Origin of the sequence: Brevibacillus dissolubilis (assembly GCF_006170445.1) — a bacterium.
Classification (GTDB): domain Bacteria; phylum Bacillota; class Bacilli; order Brevibacillales; family Brevibacillaceae; genus Brevibacillus_B; species Brevibacillus_B dissolubilis.
The window spans coordinates 134317-151963 of sequence record NZ_VCNA01000013.1; the positions used below are offsets into that span (position 1 = coordinate 134317).

Annotated in this window: 12 protein-coding genes, 12 tRNA genes and 1 riboswitch; of the genes, 1 reads left to right on the forward strand and 23 read right to left on the reverse strand. The window is 50.0% G+C overall.

The window, feature by feature from the left end; translation table 11 throughout:
* Positions 1-522 precede the first annotated feature (522 nt).
* The 6 genes from FGI41_RS20820 to FGI41_RS20845 all read right to left on the reverse strand — a co-directional run bounded on the left by FGI41_RS20820 (position 523) and on the right by FGI41_RS20845 (position 7094).
* Positions 523-2523, reverse strand: a complete 2001-nt coding sequence (locus FGI41_RS20820; protein ID WP_139492238.1) for a methyl-accepting chemotaxis protein — start codon at positions 2521-2523, stop codon at positions 523-525.
* Positions 2524-2700: 177 nt separating this feature from the next.
* Positions 2701-3999: an adenylosuccinate lyase gene (gene purB / locus FGI41_RS20825; RefSeq protein ID WP_139492239.1), complete on the reverse strand. Its 1299-nt coding sequence runs from the start codon at positions 3997-3999 to the stop codon at positions 2701-2703.
* Positions 3996-5165: a 5-(carboxyamino)imidazole ribonucleotide synthase gene (gene purK, locus FGI41_RS20830; RefSeq protein ID WP_139492240.1), complete on the reverse strand. Its 1170-nt coding sequence runs from the start codon at positions 5163-5165 to the stop codon at positions 3996-3998. The genes purB and purK overlap by 4 nt, the downstream gene beginning before the upstream one ends.
* A complete protein-coding gene (purE, locus tag FGI41_RS20835; RefSeq protein WP_139492241.1) occupies positions 5162-5653 on the reverse strand; it encodes a 5-(carboxyamino)imidazole ribonucleotide mutase in 492 nt (163 codons plus the stop codon). Before purE ends, purK begins: the two co-directional genes overlap by 4 nt.
* A gap of 180 nt (positions 5654-5833) precedes the next feature.
* Positions 5834-6184 (reverse strand): GNAT family N-acetyltransferase, encoded by a 351-nt coding sequence (locus tag FGI41_RS20840; protein WP_368656807.1) that lies wholly within the window; start codon positions 6182-6184, stop codon positions 5834-5836.
* Between the two features lie 34 nt (positions 6185-6218).
* A complete protein-coding gene (locus FGI41_RS20845; protein WP_139492242.1) occupies positions 6219-7094 on the reverse strand; it encodes a LysR substrate-binding domain-containing protein in 876 nt (291 codons plus the stop codon).
* A 122-nt stretch (positions 7095-7216) separates the two neighbouring features.
* On the opposite strand from FGI41_RS20845, the gene FGI41_RS20850 reads away from it, so the two are divergent.
* Positions 7217-7984 carry a TSUP family transporter gene (locus tag FGI41_RS20850; protein WP_139492243.1) on the forward strand — a complete coding sequence of 256 codons (768 nt, stop codon included), beginning with the start codon at positions 7217-7219 and terminating at the stop codon, positions 7982-7984.
* Positions 7985-8055: 71 nt separating this feature from the next.
* On the opposite strand, the gene FGI41_RS20855 is transcribed toward FGI41_RS20850, so the two are convergent.
* From FGI41_RS20855 to FGI41_RS20935, 17 genes are all read right to left on the reverse strand, one after another.
* Positions 8056-9426: an NCS2 family permease gene (locus tag FGI41_RS20855; RefSeq protein WP_139492244.1), complete on the reverse strand. Its 1371-nt coding sequence runs from the start codon at positions 9424-9426 to the stop codon at positions 8056-8058.
* Positions 9427-9683: 257 nt separating this feature from the next.
* Positions 9684-11222, reverse strand: coding sequence for a glutamine-hydrolyzing GMP synthase (gene guaA / locus FGI41_RS20860; protein ID WP_139492245.1), 1539 nt, complete (start codon positions 11220-11222; stop codon positions 9684-9686).
* A 131-nt stretch (positions 11223-11353) separates the two neighbouring features.
* Positions 11354-11455, reverse strand: a riboswitch (purine riboswitch).
* A gap of 24 nt (positions 11456-11479) precedes the next feature.
* The gene (locus FGI41_RS20865) at positions 11480-13939 is read right to left on the reverse strand and encodes a DUF4129 domain-containing transglutaminase family protein (protein WP_255298571.1); all 2460 of its coding nucleotides are present in this window, start codon (positions 13937-13939) and stop codon (positions 11480-11482) included.
* Between the two features lies 1 nt (position 13940).
* A complete protein-coding gene (locus tag FGI41_RS20870; RefSeq protein ID WP_139492246.1) occupies positions 13941-15158 on the reverse strand; it encodes a DUF58 domain-containing protein in 1218 nt (405 codons plus the stop codon).
* A 17-nt stretch (positions 15159-15175) separates the two neighbouring features.
* On the reverse strand, positions 15176-16129 hold the full coding sequence (locus tag FGI41_RS20875) for an AAA family ATPase (RefSeq protein ID WP_139492247.1): 954 nt from the start codon (positions 16127-16129) through the stop codon (positions 15176-15178).
* 394 nt (positions 16130-16523) lie between these two features.
* Positions 16524-16599, reverse strand: a tRNA-Lys gene (locus tag FGI41_RS20880).
* 9 nt (positions 16600-16608) lie between these two features.
* Positions 16609-16683, reverse strand: a tRNA-Gln gene (locus FGI41_RS20885).
* Between the two features lie 3 nt (positions 16684-16686).
* Positions 16687-16762 (reverse strand) — tRNA-Thr (locus tag FGI41_RS20890).
* Between the two features lie 20 nt (positions 16763-16782).
* Positions 16783-16855, reverse strand: a tRNA-Phe gene (locus tag FGI41_RS20895).
* Positions 16856-16862: 7 nt separating this feature from the next.
* Positions 16863-16939: transfer RNA gene (locus FGI41_RS20900), tRNA-Asp, on the reverse strand.
* A 5-nt stretch (positions 16940-16944) separates the two neighbouring features.
* Positions 16945-17021: transfer RNA gene (locus FGI41_RS20905), tRNA-Met, on the reverse strand.
* Between the two features lie 17 nt (positions 17022-17038).
* Positions 17039-17114: transfer RNA gene (locus tag FGI41_RS20910), tRNA-Val, on the reverse strand.
* A 6-nt stretch (positions 17115-17120) separates the two neighbouring features.
* Positions 17121-17197, reverse strand: a tRNA-Glu gene (locus FGI41_RS20915).
* 19 nt (positions 17198-17216) lie between these two features.
* A tRNA-Leu gene (locus tag FGI41_RS20920) sits at positions 17217-17301 on the reverse strand.
* A 25-nt stretch (positions 17302-17326) separates the two neighbouring features.
* Positions 17327-17403 (reverse strand) — tRNA-Met (locus tag FGI41_RS20925).
* A gap of 23 nt (positions 17404-17426) precedes the next feature.
* Positions 17427-17517, reverse strand: a tRNA-Ser gene (locus tag FGI41_RS20930).
* Positions 17518-17522: 5 nt separating this feature from the next.
* Positions 17523-17597, reverse strand: a tRNA-Asn gene (locus FGI41_RS20935).
* Positions 17598-17647: the final 50 nt, after the last annotated feature.

The following is a 17647-nucleotide window of genomic DNA, read 5'->3' on the forward strand; positions in this document are numbered from 1 at the left end:
AATCCCGCACTTGGCGGCAACCGAGTACGGGATTTATGGACAACTGCTGACGGGTTTTAGTCCCACGGCGTGCGATTGGTGAAGATCATGAAGCGATAAGCAAGCCCACCGAAGGCCTGGAAACCTTTACTCGGTGGGTTTTTGCTTGTTCCGCCACATGCGCTTGATCACTCGAACGAGCTTTCGGATTCCCCAAAACAAGCCAAGCGTAACGCTTAGGACTTGCAAAATCGGGTAAATCTTCGCACAAAATGTGGAAATCGTAACAAGTGTGACTATGCGATCACCTCCTGATGAGAGGCTACGCCGTGGTCACAAACCCACCATTCATTGTCCAATAGATTGATTATACCCTAAAATTTGGATGTACAAAAGGAAAGTTTGGGAAAATGGAACAGCTGAATATCTGGTTATAACCCGGTTGTTGTTCCTCTCACATTCAACCGTCAAAAGGCTCGTTGCCCCCTCAATCCGGGATCGCAACGAGCCTTTTTTGCGTCTAACCTTTATTCCTATCCGGCTCTACACCTTGTAGCCTTTCACCAACTCGTTAAGCTCCTCGGCCGTCTGGGCCAACAGAATAGCCGATGACGAGATCTCATCCATAGAAGCTGCTTGCTCCTCGATTCCGGCTACGATGGTCTCTGTGCTCTCCACCGTTTGACGTGATGATTCCTGCACGGTATGTACACCTTCTGCGAGTTCTTTCCACTTATGTGCCAATTTCATATTGCTGTCGGTAATGTATCCGATGCTATGCACGAGTTGGGAGCTGGTTGAGGCGATCGTTTCAAAGACGTGCTCAACAGAACGGAACGCTTCCATCCCGGTTTCGATATCGCGGTTGTGCTTTTCACGGTTAGAGACGATGGTGTGGATCTCCTGCTTGATTTCATTGATGATCGTAGAGATATGCTTGGTGGACTCAACTGAGTTCTCCGCCAGCTTGCGCACTTCCTCTGCGACGACGGTAAAGCCACGGCCCGCTTCACCTGCACGGGCAGCTTCAATCGCAGCATTGAGTGCAAGCAGGTTGGTCTGATCCGCGATCTGATGGATAATCGCCAGGATCTTCTCGATCTCCTCCGACTTCACCGCCAACTGACCGACCACCTGACTGCTGGCTACTGTATTATCACGGATAACCCCCATCTTCACCGTTGCTTCGCTCAGAATCCGCTGCCCCTCCTGCACCATTTTGCCGGTTTGGGCGGTCGTGGTCGAGGTTTCTTGGGCATTAATCGCGATGCCATCCATAGAAGCGGCCATTTCGGTGATCATGCCAGTCAATTCGGTCAGTTGGTGATCCGAATCAGAGGCTTGATGAGATACATTTTGCGTCTCGACCGCCATCTGATGATTAGCTGCCCGTGCCTGTCCTGTCGAGAATTTGAGATTCTCAGACGCCTGATAAAAGCTGGTGACGCTCGACCCCACCTGCTTGATCGTATTCTGCAGGGTATCGAGCATCGCATTGGCCGCTTGAGCCAGCTTGCCGATCTCATCGCGCTTGCCGGCATCCAGCCGCTGGGTCAGGTCTCCCTTCCCTTGACTGATCCCAATCATCGCAGCTTCCAATGCATGAAAACGTCTGAATTGTACCGTCACCACGAAGAGCAGGATACAAGACGGGATCAGCATGCTGAGAATCGTTGCCACAACCGTTATCGTTTGAATATTAGCTAAAATTTGATTGGATAAAGCCACGACGAGACCCTGCCCGTTGGAAAGCGGGCTGAAATAATACGTGACACGCTGATCACCAAACACCCCTGCCAGATGCGTTACCCCTTTTGCCGTGAACGCTTCCTCCATCATAGGCTTCCACTCTGCAGACAATTCCTTCATAGAAGCATCACTGCTGGCGGCCACCTGTCCATCAGGCTGCACGATCGCAGTCAACAGTACCTCTTGTCCCAACTGTTTTTGGATCTGATCGATTAACGGCTGTGCCCCAATCTGCTGCTCCAGCTCTGTCAATCGCTTTCCGTCACGGCCTACCTGCACGATCCGCGGCGTCACCCAACCCTTTACCCCAACGAATTTGTATACCTTGTTATCAACCGTCCGTACCTGTGCAGGCTGTGTCACGACATCGCGGGTTCCTTTGATCAGGTCCATGAATTCGTACGCCTGACTTTTCTCATCACTGCCGAAGTTAAAATCCACCTGTGGTGCCATATTGGTCAGGACCGTTTTTCCCTGAGCATCCGTCACCCAGAACTCATCGATTCCAGAGCGCTTTGCCAATTCTACAAGCTCTGGATAATTGGTCCCTTTCTCTACCAACAGAGACAGCACACCAGACTGCCCCACCATCTCTTGTTCCATCACTTCCTCAGCCGTCTTACGGGCGATCAGTGCATTTTCCATACTCATGCGGATGGTTTCAGTCAGAGCCAGACCTTTTTGATGGAGACTGCTTGCTGTCTGTGAATAGATAAGCCAGGCCATCCCTATCACAACCATCATAATAGCCGCTAACACCGGTAAAATGATTTTGTTCCTTATAGACATATTCATGGTAACCCCCTCCTGATCGTTAACATTAATATATAAAACAAAATATACAAGTAAATGATATTAATTCTTATAATTATACATTATTTTTCCAAAATTAATATATTTTCTTACAAAAAAAGACTACCTTTGGATGGCTCTAAGGTAGTCTTTCTGAAGTGATTTACCTCAAGTGAATCTTTAAGCTTTGAGGCCCAAACGTTGGAAGATGGTATCTACATGCTTCAGATGGTAGCGGTAATCGAAGCAGTCGTTCAGTTCTTCTGTTGTGAGGAGCGTTTGGACGGTTTCATCCTCGCCGATGATGTCGCGGAAGGAACGTTGCTCTTCCCACGCTTGCATCGCGCGCGGCTGTACGGTGTCGTATGCTTTTTCGCGGCTCAGACCCTTGTCGATCAGCTTGAGCAGCACTTGCTGAGAATAGATCAGACCAAACGTACGGTCCATGTTGCGCTTCATGTTTTCTGGGAACACAGTGAGGTTCTTCACGATGTTGCCAAAACGGCGCAGCATGTAGTTGAGTAGCATGGTCGCATCTGGGATGATGACGCGCTCCACAGAGGAGTGGGAGATATCGCGCTCGTGCCAGAGAGCCACGTTTTCATAAGCAGATACCATGTGACCACGCAGCACACGGGAGAGACCAGCGATGTTCTCAGAACCGATTGGATTGCGTTTGTGCGGCATTGCAGAAGAGCCCTTTTGACCTTTGGCAAAAGCTTCTTCCACTTCGCGGATCTCACTTTTTTGCAGGGCGCGGATCTCGGTCGCCATTTTGTCCATGGAGGTCGCGATCAGTGCGAGGGTCGCCATGTATTCAGCGTGACGGTCACGCTGCAGGGTCTGGGTAGAGATCGGTGCCGCGGTCAGCTTCAGCTGCTCGCACACATACGCTTCTACGAATGGATCGATGTTCGCGTAGGTACCGACTGCCCCGGAGATTTTGCCTGCTTCGATTTCGCGGCGTGCGTTTTTGAAGCGGGCGAGGTTGCGCTTCATCTCTTCATACCAAAGCGCTACTTTGAGACCGAATGTAGTCGGCTCTGCATGTACACCGTGAGTACGGCCCATGCAGACGGTATCTTTGTGCTCAATCGCTTTGTTTTTGAGGATTTCGATGAAGTCTTCGATATCTTTTTCAAGGATTTCGTTGGCTTGGCGGATTAGATAGCCGAGCGCGGTATCTACCACGTCGGTGGAGGTCAGACCATAATGTACCCATTTTTTCTCTTCGCCGAGTGTCTCAGACACGGCGCGGGTGAATGCCACTACATCGTGACGGGTTTCTTCTTCGATCTCATAGATGCGTTTGATATCAAAACCGGCGTTTTCACGCAGCTTTACTACGTCTTCTGCCGGGATATGCCCCAGCTTGGACCATGCTTCACATGCGAGAATTTCTACTTCCAACCAGGCTTTGAACTTGTTTTCTTCAGACCAGATAGCACGCATTTCCGGTCGGGAATAACGTTCGATCATTCTTGTTTTCCTCCCCAAATATCGAGTGATTCAATCATCCCGATTGCTTCTTCCACAGTATCGGCCAACACGTTGAGGTGGCCCATTTTGCGTTTGGCCTTGGCTTCCTGCTTGCCGTACAAATGAAGCTTCGCGGTGGCAGGCAGCTTGTCTTGTTTCGACAAGACAGGCTCTACGTGTTCCCCTAATATATTAACCATTACAACAGGTGTAAGCAATTTTGTTGAACCAAGCCGTTGATTGCAGACCGCCAGCACATGCTGTTCGAACTGAGACGTGACACAGGCGTCCATCGTGTAATGCCCCGAGTTATGCGGGCGCGGTGCCACTTCGTTGACATACAGCTGACCATCGCGGGTGAGGAACATCTCGACCGCGATCAGTCCGACCACATCCAGCTTCTCTGCGATTTCTTTGGCGATTCGCTCTGCCTCCGCACGGACATCATCCGTCGTACGCGCAGGAACAATAGACAGGTGCAAAATATTATCTCGATGGATATTCTCCGCCATCGGGAACGTCACCATCTCACCGGACAGATTGCGTGCCGCGATTACAGAGACCTCTTTTTCAAAAGGAACAAACTGCTCCACGATCAGCTCCACTCCAGCCTGGGACAGTGTATCGTAGGCTTCGCGCAGTTCTTCGGTGTTCTTCAGTACCCACTGGCCTTTACCATCATACCCACCTGTCGCGGTCTTCATCACAGCAGGCAGTCCCAGCTCAGCGACGGCTTGCTCCAGATCAGCAAACTCACCGATCACCCGAAACGGCGCAACCGGAATTCCGAACGATGCAATCGTGCTTTTCTCTTTAATACGGTTCTGGGTAATGCTCAACAGACGGCTTCCCTGCGGAACGAATGCTTCTTGCTCCAGCACCTCGGCCACATAAGCATCTACGTTTTCGAATTCATAGGAAATCACGTCAGACAGCTCCGCCAATCGGCGTGCTCCCTCGACATCTTCAAAAGCAGCCACAATCTGCTGATCCGCCACTTGTCCGCATGGCGCGTCCTCGGTTGGGTCCATCGTGACAAAACGGTAACCCATCGCACGACCAGCCAGCGCGATCATGCGGCCCAGCTGTCCGCCGCCCAAAAGACCTATCGTGGCCCCAGGCTGAATCACATTGCTTTTATCGGTAACGGATGGATGTCTCTTCATAGGGGTAGCTCACTATCCTCCAACACTTTTTGTTTGATGCTTTCGCGTCTCGCTGTGAAGCGTTCTTGGATCTCAGGATATTTGATCCCGAGAATTTGGGCTGCTAACAATCCAGCATTGATCGCACCCGCTTTGCCAATCGCCACAGTAGCTACAGGCACACCGCCCGGCATCTGCACGATGGAGAGCAGGGAATCCAGACCACTGAGCGAAGAGGATTTGACAGGTACGCCGATCACCGGAAGTTCGGTTTTCGCCGCTACCATCCCCGGCAGGTGGGCAGCTCCGCCCGCACCGGCGATAATCACTTCGATCCCGCGTCCTTTTGCTGTCTCTGCATATTCAAACATCAGGTCAGGCGTACGATGTGCAGATACAACCCGTTTTTCATACGGAACCTGCAGCTCGTCCATGATCAGACAAGCTTCCTTCATCGTCTCCCAATCAGAAGTACTTCCCATGATGACACCAACTAAGGGTTCGATCATCAAAAATCTGCCCCTTTCTCTTTTTCCGTTCTAATCATGACAAGTGTAGCAATTTACGGAGGGGGATGTCAACCGATTTCCGAACATTAAAATTGGTAGATAAGATGAATATTCACTTTTTAAACAACCTACAAAACCTTTTCCATGATCGCGTAGGATTTACCATCTTTCATGAATCGATCACCCGTTTCCTCTAAGCCAAATTTTTGATAAAAGGCTGCCTCTGGCATTACACCATAATCTCTTTACGCCCCGCTTGGCTGCTTCCTGGATCACAAAATCCAACAACATACTGCCGTATCCGTTCCCCTGTTCTTGTTGTAGCGTTGCAAACTTACGGAATTGGCATTCTTGCCCTTTGATAAAGAGGGAGATGACAGACACCAGATGATTTTCTTTAAACAGCCCCAAATGAATCCCTGAATCATCATCGTTTAATTTGATGTAATCGAAATCCTTATCAGGCCACATCACTTGATGTCTTACTTCCCATGCCATTTCCTTATCTATATTGGTAATCTTAACCCCCACGTTAACCTCCTCATGAATACGGCCATTTCTTCTCCTAACCTTGAATGGACTCGTAGAATGCCTGCGTAATCGGGTGCCACTGTTCATTCTTTCGTGAACAGTGATAGATAGGTCTCTTCAAATCGACACCCTCAACGAATACCCTCCCGATCTCTCCCTGCTCAACCAAGTTCTTCGCAACAAGGGCCGGCACCAACATGGCACCATACCCTTCTTGAACCATTTTGATGGACAGATTCATCCCATTGTATTGTAAGGTGCTCTTTGGTGGAGGGATATCGTGGATCCGACACAGGGCTAACAGCTGTTCCCTGATACTGCTGCCCTCCTCCCGCATGTAAAAAGGCTCTTCCATTATGTCTTCAAGAGCTGCCATCTTAGAATCCAATCGGTGCCCCTTTGGTACGATAAACCACAGCTCATCATCGACTAATTTTTCGTAACAAATATCAGGATGCTTGGAGATCCCTGCAATGAAAGCCAAATCTGCTTCATAGTGCAATAACTGTCGATTAGCTTCCGAGGAATTGACCACCTGCAGGATGATATCAACGTCAGGTTTTTGCCTCTTAAAGGAAGCAATCCACTTCGGCAAAAACAAATGCGCGGGTGAACCCGTCGCGGCTAACCGTAATGTACCAGTTTTCCCCTCACGGTAATCATGAAGCTTCTTTTCCAATTCACTTTCCAAAGCGAATAGGCGTTGGGCGTGGAGATGGATCAGGTCACCCGCCTCTGTCAGACGAATCCCTCGTCCAAATGGCTCAATCACTTTCAGACCGGTTTCTTTTTCTAGGTTTCGGATCTGTGCAGTAACAGACGGTTGGCTAATCCCAAGCTTGGTGGATGCACCCGTTACACTTTTCTGATTGGCCACCTCAAAAAAGACTCTCAATGCATGTAAATTCATCGTACCTCCCACCAATATATCAATATGATCTATGAGTACCTATGAATTATATATTATTCTGATTAATTGTGCTGCGTTACAATAACCAATACGTAACACCTAGATTGTCAGGAGGTATAATCATGCATGACATAAGTATCGAAATCCTTCTTCTTTTAATTGGGCTTGGTTTTTTAGCTGCTTTTATCGATTCAGTGGTCGGAGGAGGAGGGTTGATCTCCATTCCAGCCCTTTTACTGACCGGACTTCCTCTTCCCGTCGTGTTGGGAACCAACAAGTTAGCTGCTTCGATGTCTTCCTTGACCAGCACGATTTCCTTTATCCGTTCGGGAAAGATCAATTTCCACTTAGTAAAATATCTCATCCCCTTCTCGTTACTGGGTGCTGTTCTAGGCTCCATGACGGTTCGGTACGTTCCCACTTCGTTTCTTAAGCCTTTGGTGATCGTTTTACTTATTGGCGTAACCTTGTATACGCTGTTTAAAAAAGACTGGGGAAGCATCTCTACGTATAAGGGGATTACGAAGAAGACCCGGATCTTCAGTGTGTTGACCGCTTTGGTTCTTGGTTTCTATGATGGATTCTTCGGAGCAGGCACAGGGTCATTTTTGATTTTCGCTTTTCTCTTTCTGGGGTTTGACTTTGTAACGGCAGCGGGTAATGCCAAAGCCTTAAACTTTACAAGCAATGTAGCTAGCTTGTTTACCTTTATTTTCTTTGGTTCGGTAAGTTATATACATGGTTTCATCATGGGGATCGCTATGATCGCCGGAGCCCTTGTAGGTTCCCGGATTGCAATCCGTAAAGGTACCGGTTATGTCCGTCCTTTGTTCATTGGAGTAACGATGGTGCTGATCGGGAAACAACTATGGGATATCTACCAGTCATAACAAATAACGAAGTTCAGCAAAAAAAGGCTAACCCCACACCATCGGGATTAGCCTTTTCGAGCTTCTATTCACTATTCGCGCAACCAGATGAAATACACCAGGAACACGAAGAACAATACATACATCACAGGATGCACCTGACGTCCTTCACCTTTGAGCAACTTGGTGACCGGATACATGATGAATCCGCACGCGATCCCCGCCGCGATACTGTAGCCAAGCGGCATAATCAAGATCGTGAGGAACGCCGGGAATGCTTCTTCAAGCTTATCCCACGCGATTTTACTCATATTCGCTGCCATCAGTACACCGACGATTACAAGCGCTGGAGCGGTAACTGCAGACGTAACGATCGTGAGAAGCGGAGACACAAACAGAACCAACAGGAACAGAACACCAGTCACCACAGAAGCAAAACCACTGCGGCCACCCGCTGCTACACCTGCACCAGACTCAATGTAGCTGGTAGTGGTAGAGGTACCCAGAATCGCACCAGACATACCCGCGATCGCATCGGAAGCAAGCGCACGGCCTGGACGCGGAAGCTTACCGTCTTTCAGCAAGCCAGCCTGGTTCGCCACACCCATCAGCGTACCAGTCGCATCGAAAAAGTCAACGAACAAGAACGTAAAGATAACGATCAACATATGACCAGAGAAAAGGACAGACGGGTCAAGCAAATATGGAACCGCTTGGCCAAAAGTAGGGTCAAGGCTAGGCGGAGCGGAGAAGATTGCTGTCGGCACCTGCACCAGACCAAAAATCATACCCACAATCGCTGTCACGATCATCCCGAGGAACACACCTGCGTGAATCCCACGTGCAAGCAGAACCGCTGTAACCAACAGACCAAACACGGCAAGCAACGCATTTTTCGCCTGAAGGATCGCTTCCGGCTTCATGCCCTCATGCCAGCTCAAGTGACCCAGTCCCACCAGCGTCGCCGGGTTATCGATGATAATCCCCGCATTTTTCAGACCGATAAACGCGATGAACAGACCAATACCGGCAGATGTCGCATACTTCAAGCTGTCGGGAATCGCATTGATAATCGCTGTGCGTACACCAGTCAGAGACAAAATCAAGAAAATCGTACAAGAGACGAATACTCCGGCCAAAGCCTGTTGCCACGGAATCCCCATGGTCAACACAACCGTGTAGGTAAAGAATGCATTCATCCCCATACCCGGTGCCTGTGCAATCGGCAATTTACCGATGAAGCCCATCAACAGCGTACCAAGTGCTGCCGACAATGCTGTTGCCGTAAATACTGCGCCAAATGGTGGATAGTTGGCTTGCAGTTCTTTTGGCAAATCCGCCCCGCTTAAAATCGCCGGGTTCACTGCCAATATGTAAGCCATCGCCAAAAATGTCGTAATCCCCGCGATGATTTCACGTCGATAATTCGTTCCAAGCTTGTCAAATTCAAAATACTGACGCACTTGAGTCCCCCCTTAGGTAATCTTTCTACATGCTGTACGTATGCAAGCTGATCGGGTGGCATCGGAGATATCGTTCGGAAAAAAAGAAAAAAGTACGTAATAAACCCGTTATACTTCCCACTATCCGCCAGATCGATTCAGCAAAAACCGAACTTTATTCGAAAAGCTCACATGGAGAAGTGTAACAAGAATATTACGTACTGTCAACGCGAAAATACGAACATTAATTTTTTTCTATAGCAAAATATACGTGTATACTATTCCCACTCAATAGTTGCCGGCGGCTTGGAGGTGATATCATACACGACGCGGTTGACGTTCTCCACTTCGTTGACGATTCTCACAGATATTTTCTCCAGAACCTCCCACGGTATACGCGCCCAGTCGGCTGTCATGCCATCGATGGAGGTAACCGCACGGATCGCTACGGTGAAGGAGTACGTGCGGGCATCACCCATGACCCCTACACTTCGGATATCCGGCAGAGCCGTGAAGTATTGCCAGATCTCACGGTCAAGACCCGCTTTTTTGATCTCATCACGCAGGATTGCATCGGATTCACGAACGATCTCCAGCTTGTCCTCTGTCACTTCACCCAAAACCCGAATGCCAAGACCCGGACCTGGGAAAGGCTGTCTCCAGACGATTTCATCCGGCAGACCAAGCTCGCTGCCCAGACGGCGTACTTCGTCTTTGAACAGGGTTTTCAGCGGTTCGATCAGTTCAAAATTCATATCTTCCGGCAGACCGCCTACATTGTGGTGAGATTTGATGGTATGAGCCGTAGCCGTACCACTTTCCACGATGTCCGTGTAGAGCGTACCTTGTGCCAGGAAGTTCATATCCTTGAGCTTGGACGCTTCTTCATCAAATACATAGATGAACTCGTTACCGATGATTTTGCGTTTTTGCTCAGGGTCAGATACACCGCGCAGTTTGTTCAAGAAGCGCTCGCGTGCATCGATCTTGATCACTTTCATGTCGAATTTGCCGACGAATGTTTCCATGACGCTCTCTGCTTCACCTTTACGCAGTAAACCGTGATCTACGAACATGCAAGTGAGCTGCTCGCCAATCGCACGGTGGATCAATGCAGCTACAACAGATGAATCCACGCCGCCGCTCAACGCGCACAGGACTTGCTTATCGCCTACCTGCTCACGAATCCGTACGATTTCGTCTTCGATAAAGCTGCTCATGCTCCAATCGCCTTTGCATCCGCAGATGTTGAACAGGAAGTTGGAGATGAACTCGTTTCCTTTTGCCGTATGGCGTACTTCTGGGTGGAACTGTACACCGAAGAGTTTACGCTCTGGATGGCTGATCGCTGCGATCGGGCATGCATCGCTGACCGCATCGATGACGAATCCTTCCGGCAGCTCCACCACTTTATCGGTATGGCTCATCCATACGACTTCGTTATTTTGCCAATCGCGGTAGAGATCGTGCGTATTTTCCAGACGAAGTTCAGCTTTGCCGTATTCACGTACACCGGCACGCTCCACTTTTCCTTTTAACAGATGGGACATGAGCTGCATGCCGTAGCAGATCCCCAGCACCGGTACACCCAGGTCAAAAATCGCCGGATCTACAACAGGCGCGCCCTCTTCGTAGACACTTGCCGGACCACCGGAGAAGATAATCCCTTTTGGCTGAAGTTCTTTGATTTTCTCAACAGGTGTGTTGTACGCCAAAAGCTCGCTATACACCCCAAGATCGCGCACACGACGGGCGATCAGCTGATTGTACTGTCCTCCAAAATCAATTACGACTACCATTTCCATTGTCTTATCCATCTGTATCCTCCCTTAATTATGCAAAAAGCTCTACCGTAAAACAAAAAAGAGGGAGCCCTCCCCCGTATTATTCCCTACGGAGACAGACCCCCAGTCTTTATGCGTAAGCGTACCCTGCGAAAGGTCCTTGAACGCTTGTCTGTTCTCCTCGTAGTCGCTCCATTTACGGTAGAACGGTAGAAACTCTCAGGCCATATCCCTGAATGTATACGAGTGTTCCTGCTAGTAGGAAATTCTAACAGACTCCATCAAAATGTTCAAGGTCTCATTTGCTTAGAAAATCGGTCCATAATTTGGTTGGCAATGCCGCGCGCCTTGTCTTCGATATCTTTAAAGCCATAGGATACTTTTTCGTACAGATGTGTCAAATACATCAGATCCTGGCGCTGATCACCCGAGACCTGCAGACGCTTCACATACTCCCGAAGCGTTTCACCACTCTTACGTGGAGCGATGACCCGTTCACAAAGCACCAGAAGCGTCGTGTATTTTTCCATGAACTGTTCTGGTTGGTACGTCGCCATCTTGCGCTGCATCCACCAGACCACCAGACGCTGACGCCGCTTCCATGCCATCACCAGACCCACGGCCAACGCTGCACCGACCCACCAAAGCCAGTTCCAAGAGAACGTCTTGCCGCCTGTAGTCGTATCTTCATCATCTGCGAGGCGGTCCAGTCTATCTTTATTCGTCTCGTTAGAATTGTTTTGTGCAGAAGCAGGTACCGCTTGTTGTGCAGCTTCCTCTGTGTTTGTATCATAATTGACACGCACCGGGGAGGCAAAAGTGGTCGTCGCCTCAAACGGAATCCAGCCATAATCCTCGAAGTAGACCTCCACCCATGAGTGGGCATCTTTATTGCGTACCTCGATGGTCATCTCTCCGTTGTCATTACGCTCCACCTCGGTACCTTCCGCGAACCCTTTTACCCAACGGGCCGGAATGCCAACCGAACGCAGCATCACCGTCATCGACGTAGAAAAATGGTCACAGTACCCGCGCTGTGATTCAAACAGGAAGTGATCCACAAAGTCCTGCTCCGCTGTAGGCGCCGGTACATCCTCCGTCTCATAGCGGTAAGCCCCCGTGGTCCGCAGATGATTTTCAATCGCCCGTACTTTTTCATAAGGCGTCTTCGCATTCTTGGTGATGGTGGCCGCCAAGTCTCTTACGCGCTGTGGCAATGTCTCGGGCAACTGCAGGTACATCCCTTTGACCTCTTCCGGATAATCCTTCCCTGATTGCAACAGCTTCTTCTCACTTAGTACCGGAACTTCCACCTTCATCTGATAATACATCATCCTCAAGCGGCTTGGGCTGATCCGCTCCGTGACATTCGGGCTGATCGTCGATCCCACACCGTTCATCTCATTCGAGCCATTAACCGGCGCTCCATTTGCCAGTACCGTTCTGTTTGCCGGATCAGTCCCATTGGCTGGTACAGCGGCATTTACTTGTTGCCCTGCTCCATCCGTCGGAACACTGCCGTTTATTTCCCCGGTTGCATCCGCCGGCACTGCCCCTACCGTCTGGAAGTCACCATTCTCCATCCCAGCACTGTCCGCACTGGTCTCCAACATAATTTTCCCATTGCGTGCCTCGATGTTTTGGCTGACGTCATCATACTGCAACGTAGCCAACTGCGGTGACATCCCCGTAATCGACTGAAGCTGCCCCGGATAAAACATCGTCGCAAACTGTTCACCGCCACGGAAAGACAAGCTCACTGTCACTTCTCGTGTATTCTGGTCGGGCTCGAACAGCGTATCCTCCCACTTGTACTTCGTCGGAGTAAGAATCCCCGCGTAATCCTCATGGGCCTTCTGCCAGCCCTTCCCCGTATAGAAGTCCTTGGAATCTCCACGCCAATAATATTTCTCCTTGGTCGTCGCAAGGAAAACCAGCGAGTTGTCCTGACGGAACGGTCCACCCAATCGTTCATCATGGTCATCGTAGCCTACCTTTTTCAAGGTTCCCGTACCATTCCCAAGTCCGTCTTCTCCCGTCAGGTACGCGATCGGATCAGGCCAGGACGCCGCTTTCTTCGGCGCAGCATACGCCACCCCAACCGACAGACAGATCACCATCATCGGTGCGACCAATGAACGCAGGTAAGCAAAGCGCCCCTTCACCTTGACCGTCGACATCTTCTGCATCGCGGCAAAATGAATCACCGCCAACAGCAAGAATCCCACGATCAACGAACGGACAATCCCGCCATCCGCCTGATACGGCATAAAAGTGTCCAAAAACGCCAAATACCCCTCTGTCAAAAACACAAACCACAATCCCTGCCGCTGCTCCACCACCACGTACGACAGCAGCGAAACCATCGTCACCAGCAACAGGTAGAACAGGACATTACGCGTGACTGGAGACATATCCCACCACTGCTGCTGCATAATCAACGGGGCATCATGCATCAACCGTACATACACTTCTGTCAGCCACTCCATCGAAAAAAATGAAGTGACAAAGAAATCACCATGGAGCAGCCACAACGCCCCGGCCAGCTTCACAAGCCATCCCAGCAACCTCCACTGAAAAAGCAAGTCCGTCACCAGCACCATGGCAACCATATAGTAAAACGCACTCAAGTCACCCGTATCCGTGATTCCAGGCAACGGAACCAGCCACTCCCGCAGCAAAAGGAACAAAAACAGCGTAGCCAGCCAATCAAGTCCACGGGTCCGCTTAAAAATGCCGGACATCACCATTTTAAGCACCCCCTACTCGTTTCAGCTCTTCATACTCATCCAGATGGACAGAATGACTGATTATCTTCGTCGAAGCCAGCAGGCGCAGCGCTTCTTTTTCCTCCAACGTCGGCACCACATTGGCATGCACCCAGAACAGCTGTACATCTTTCCCCATACGGCCCAATTCCATCAGCTGCATCACAAGGCGCTTATCCAGCGACGGCGTGATCACCGTGATCGCAAAACCAGGCGGAAACTCCATCGCCTCCCGCACAACCACCCGAGAAAACGGCTCCTCCCCCTCGGGCATCACCCGTGCCAGCTGGTCAAACACCCGGAAAAAATGTGCCTGCGTATTCCCCGGCGGCAATGCAATTCTCTCCCGCGACCTCGCTACGAACCCAAACGGATACATCCGGCGGCTCGCATAATAGATCAGGCTCGCCGTCAGCTTCACCGCCGTCTCGAACAGCTGCGGATTTTTCCCTTCATAATTCGCCTTCTGGGCATCCAGGAAAAAGACAATCTGATTCATCGCCTGATGCTCGAATTCCTTCGTCTTCAATCCCGTCCCCCGCGCTGACGCACGCCAGTGAATCTGACTGAGACGGTCCCCGAGCTGATATTCACGCACACCGCGTACAGCCGAGATATCATCAGAACGGCGATGCGCCACCTGCACATTTCCGCTGATCCGTCCATCTCCCGTCGACCAATGATTCAGCGAACGAAACGCCGGATACACCAAAAACTCATTGTGCAGCCCATATTTTTTCGACCGCTGGACAAAACCGAAATAGTCCCCGGCCTGCACCTGACACTCACCCAACTGATAATACCCACGCGGTACATTCGGGATCACATACCGCACCTCGATCTCCCGCCGAAACCATGGGAACACCAGCTGCTTATGCGGCTCATAATACCCTGCCAGACGTTCTGGAAGCCCCTCCACAACGAGATTCCAACCGAGCGGAAACCATACCCTCCTCCGCAGACGAAGCGTCACAATCACGTCCTCGCCATCCTTCAAGCGGTTCCGGTCGATCTCCCTGGTCACCTCCAACGTCGCAAACATCAGCAGATACGCAAGCACCTCATATCCGACAAACGTCACACAACTGTAAAACAAAAACCAACTTGCAAACCCCCCCTGAAACTTCGCGAACACATAGGTGACGATCACGAGCGCAAGGATGGTCAGTTTTCCATAATTACGTTGCTTACGCTGATTCATCAACGATCACCGTCCTCTCAAACGACAGGGACGCGTGTCTCCTGCATTACGCCCTGGATCAGACGTTGTACCGTTTCCCCATCCAGACGTGCTTCAGGCTTCAGGATCAAACGGTGGGTAAATGTATAAGGTACCAATTCCTTCACATCATCTGGAATCACATAATCACGGCCACGGACAAAAGCCAACGCCTGTGCCGCTTTAAACAAAGCAAGTGCCCCACGCGGACTCACACCCAGATATACCGCATGATGATTCCGTGTCTTCTGACAGAGACGCACAATATATTCCTTAACCGGCTCACTCACCTTCACATTCATTACTTCACGCTGCAGAGCGATAACCTCTTCCGATTGAACCACCGCTTCCACACTCTCGATCGGTTGCTGATTAGCAAAACGGCTCAGGATCGCCACTTCCTCCTGCTCTGTCGGATACCCCAAGTTCAGTTGCAACAGAAAACGGTCCAGCTGCGCCTCAGGCAACGGAAACGTCCCTTCATACTCCAACGGATTCTGTGTCGCCATAACAAAAAACGGCTCCGCCAGCTTATACGTGGTACCATCCACCGTCACCGTCCGCTCCTCCATCGCCTCCAGCAGCGAGGATTGTGTCTTCGGTGAAGTCCGGTTGATCTCGTCCGACAAAACAACATTAGCAAAGACAGGTCCCTGTCTAAATTCAAATTCCATCGTCTTTTGATTGAAAATCGAAACACCAGTCACATCTGTCGGCAATAAATCCGGAGTAAACTGAATCCGCTTAAAATCCCCCCCGATGGATTTAGCCAATGCACGTACCAACATGGTTTTCCCCACTCCTGGAACGTCTTCCAACAACACATGTCCCCTCGCCAACAATGCTACTATACTCAACTCAATCACTTGTTTTTTTCCGATTAATACTTTTTCAATATTAGCAATCAGCTTTTCAACTACCTGATGCGGATGTTCCAGCTTAATCACGTTCATGTCAACAACTCCTTTGCGTCTAAACCACTTTTCATTGTCCCATTCCTATAGACGAAGATAAAGCTTATTCTCTACGGTAATGTATGGATATTGGAAAAACAAGAAAAGAATTATAAAAATTAATCAACTTAAAATATTTAGATAATTTGCGTGTATTGCTCCATTCTTAGTATAGCCATATCCTTACCATTTTATCATACCTTTACCATTAAATCAGCCCTTGAAGAACACTCGTTCGAACTTTTGGACAAAAAAAGAGCAGGTGCTCTACCTACTCTCCATCCGCTGTATGATTCATCCCGTATCTTTCCAACATCTATCTTCTATATAATAAAATACTCCAGAAAATAAAAAAAGACTGCAACTCAACGGTGCAATCCTTACTTTTTTATAATGGTGAGCCATGAAGGACTCGAACCTTCGACCCTCTGATTAAAAGTCAGATGCTCTACCAACTGAGCTAATGGCTCTCAAAAGAATGGCTGGGGTACTAGGATTTGAACCTAGGAATGACGGAGTCAAAGTCCGTTGCCTTACCGCTTGGCTATACCCCAACGTGGTGCCGGCGATAGGACTTGAACCCACAACCCCCTGATTACAAGTCAGGTGCTCTACCAATTGAGCTACACCGGCATGGATATTTTATTAAAAGGTGGCTCGGGACGGAATCGAACCGCCGACACGAGGATTTTCAGTCCTCTGCTCTACCGACTGAGCTACCGAGCCTCAAATATGGCGGAGCTGACGGGACTCGAACCCGCGACCTCCGGTGTGACAGACCGGCGTGAACTCCAACTTCACCACAGCTCCATATTTGGTTGCGGGAGCAGGATTTGAACCTGCGACCTTCGGGTTATGAGCCCGACGAGCTACCGAGCTGCTCCATCCCGCGACAGTTATGATAATAAATGGTGGAGGCTGACGGGATCGAACCGCCGACCCTCTGCTTGTAAGGCAGATGCTCTCCCAGCTGAGCTAAGCCTCCGTAATATGGTGACCCGTAGGGGATTCGAACCCCTGAATGACAGCGTGAAAGGCTGCTGTGTTAAACCGCTTCACCAACGGGCCATGCATTTAATTAAGAAATTGGTGCGGTCGGTGAGACTCGAACTCACACGGGTCGCCCCGCCACCCCCTCAAGATGGTGCGTCTGCCAATTCCGCCACGACCGCATATTAAAGTAATTAGTAATAGAAATGGTAGCGGCGGAGGGAGTCGAACCCCCGACCTTTCGGGTATGAACCGAACGCTCTAGCCAGCTAAGCTACGCCGCCATAATCAAATTGCCAGTAAAATCTGGCGGAGAGTGAGGGATTCGAACCCTCGCTACGCTTGCGCATACTAACGGTTTAGCAAACCGTCCCCTTCGGCCTCTTGGGTAACTCTCCGTATATGGCTCCTCAGGACGGACTCGAACCGCCAGCCTACCGGTTAACAGCCGGTTGCTCCACCATTGAGCTACTGAGGAATATTATGAAGGATGTTGCACCTTCAAAACTGGGTATGCAATACATTAGG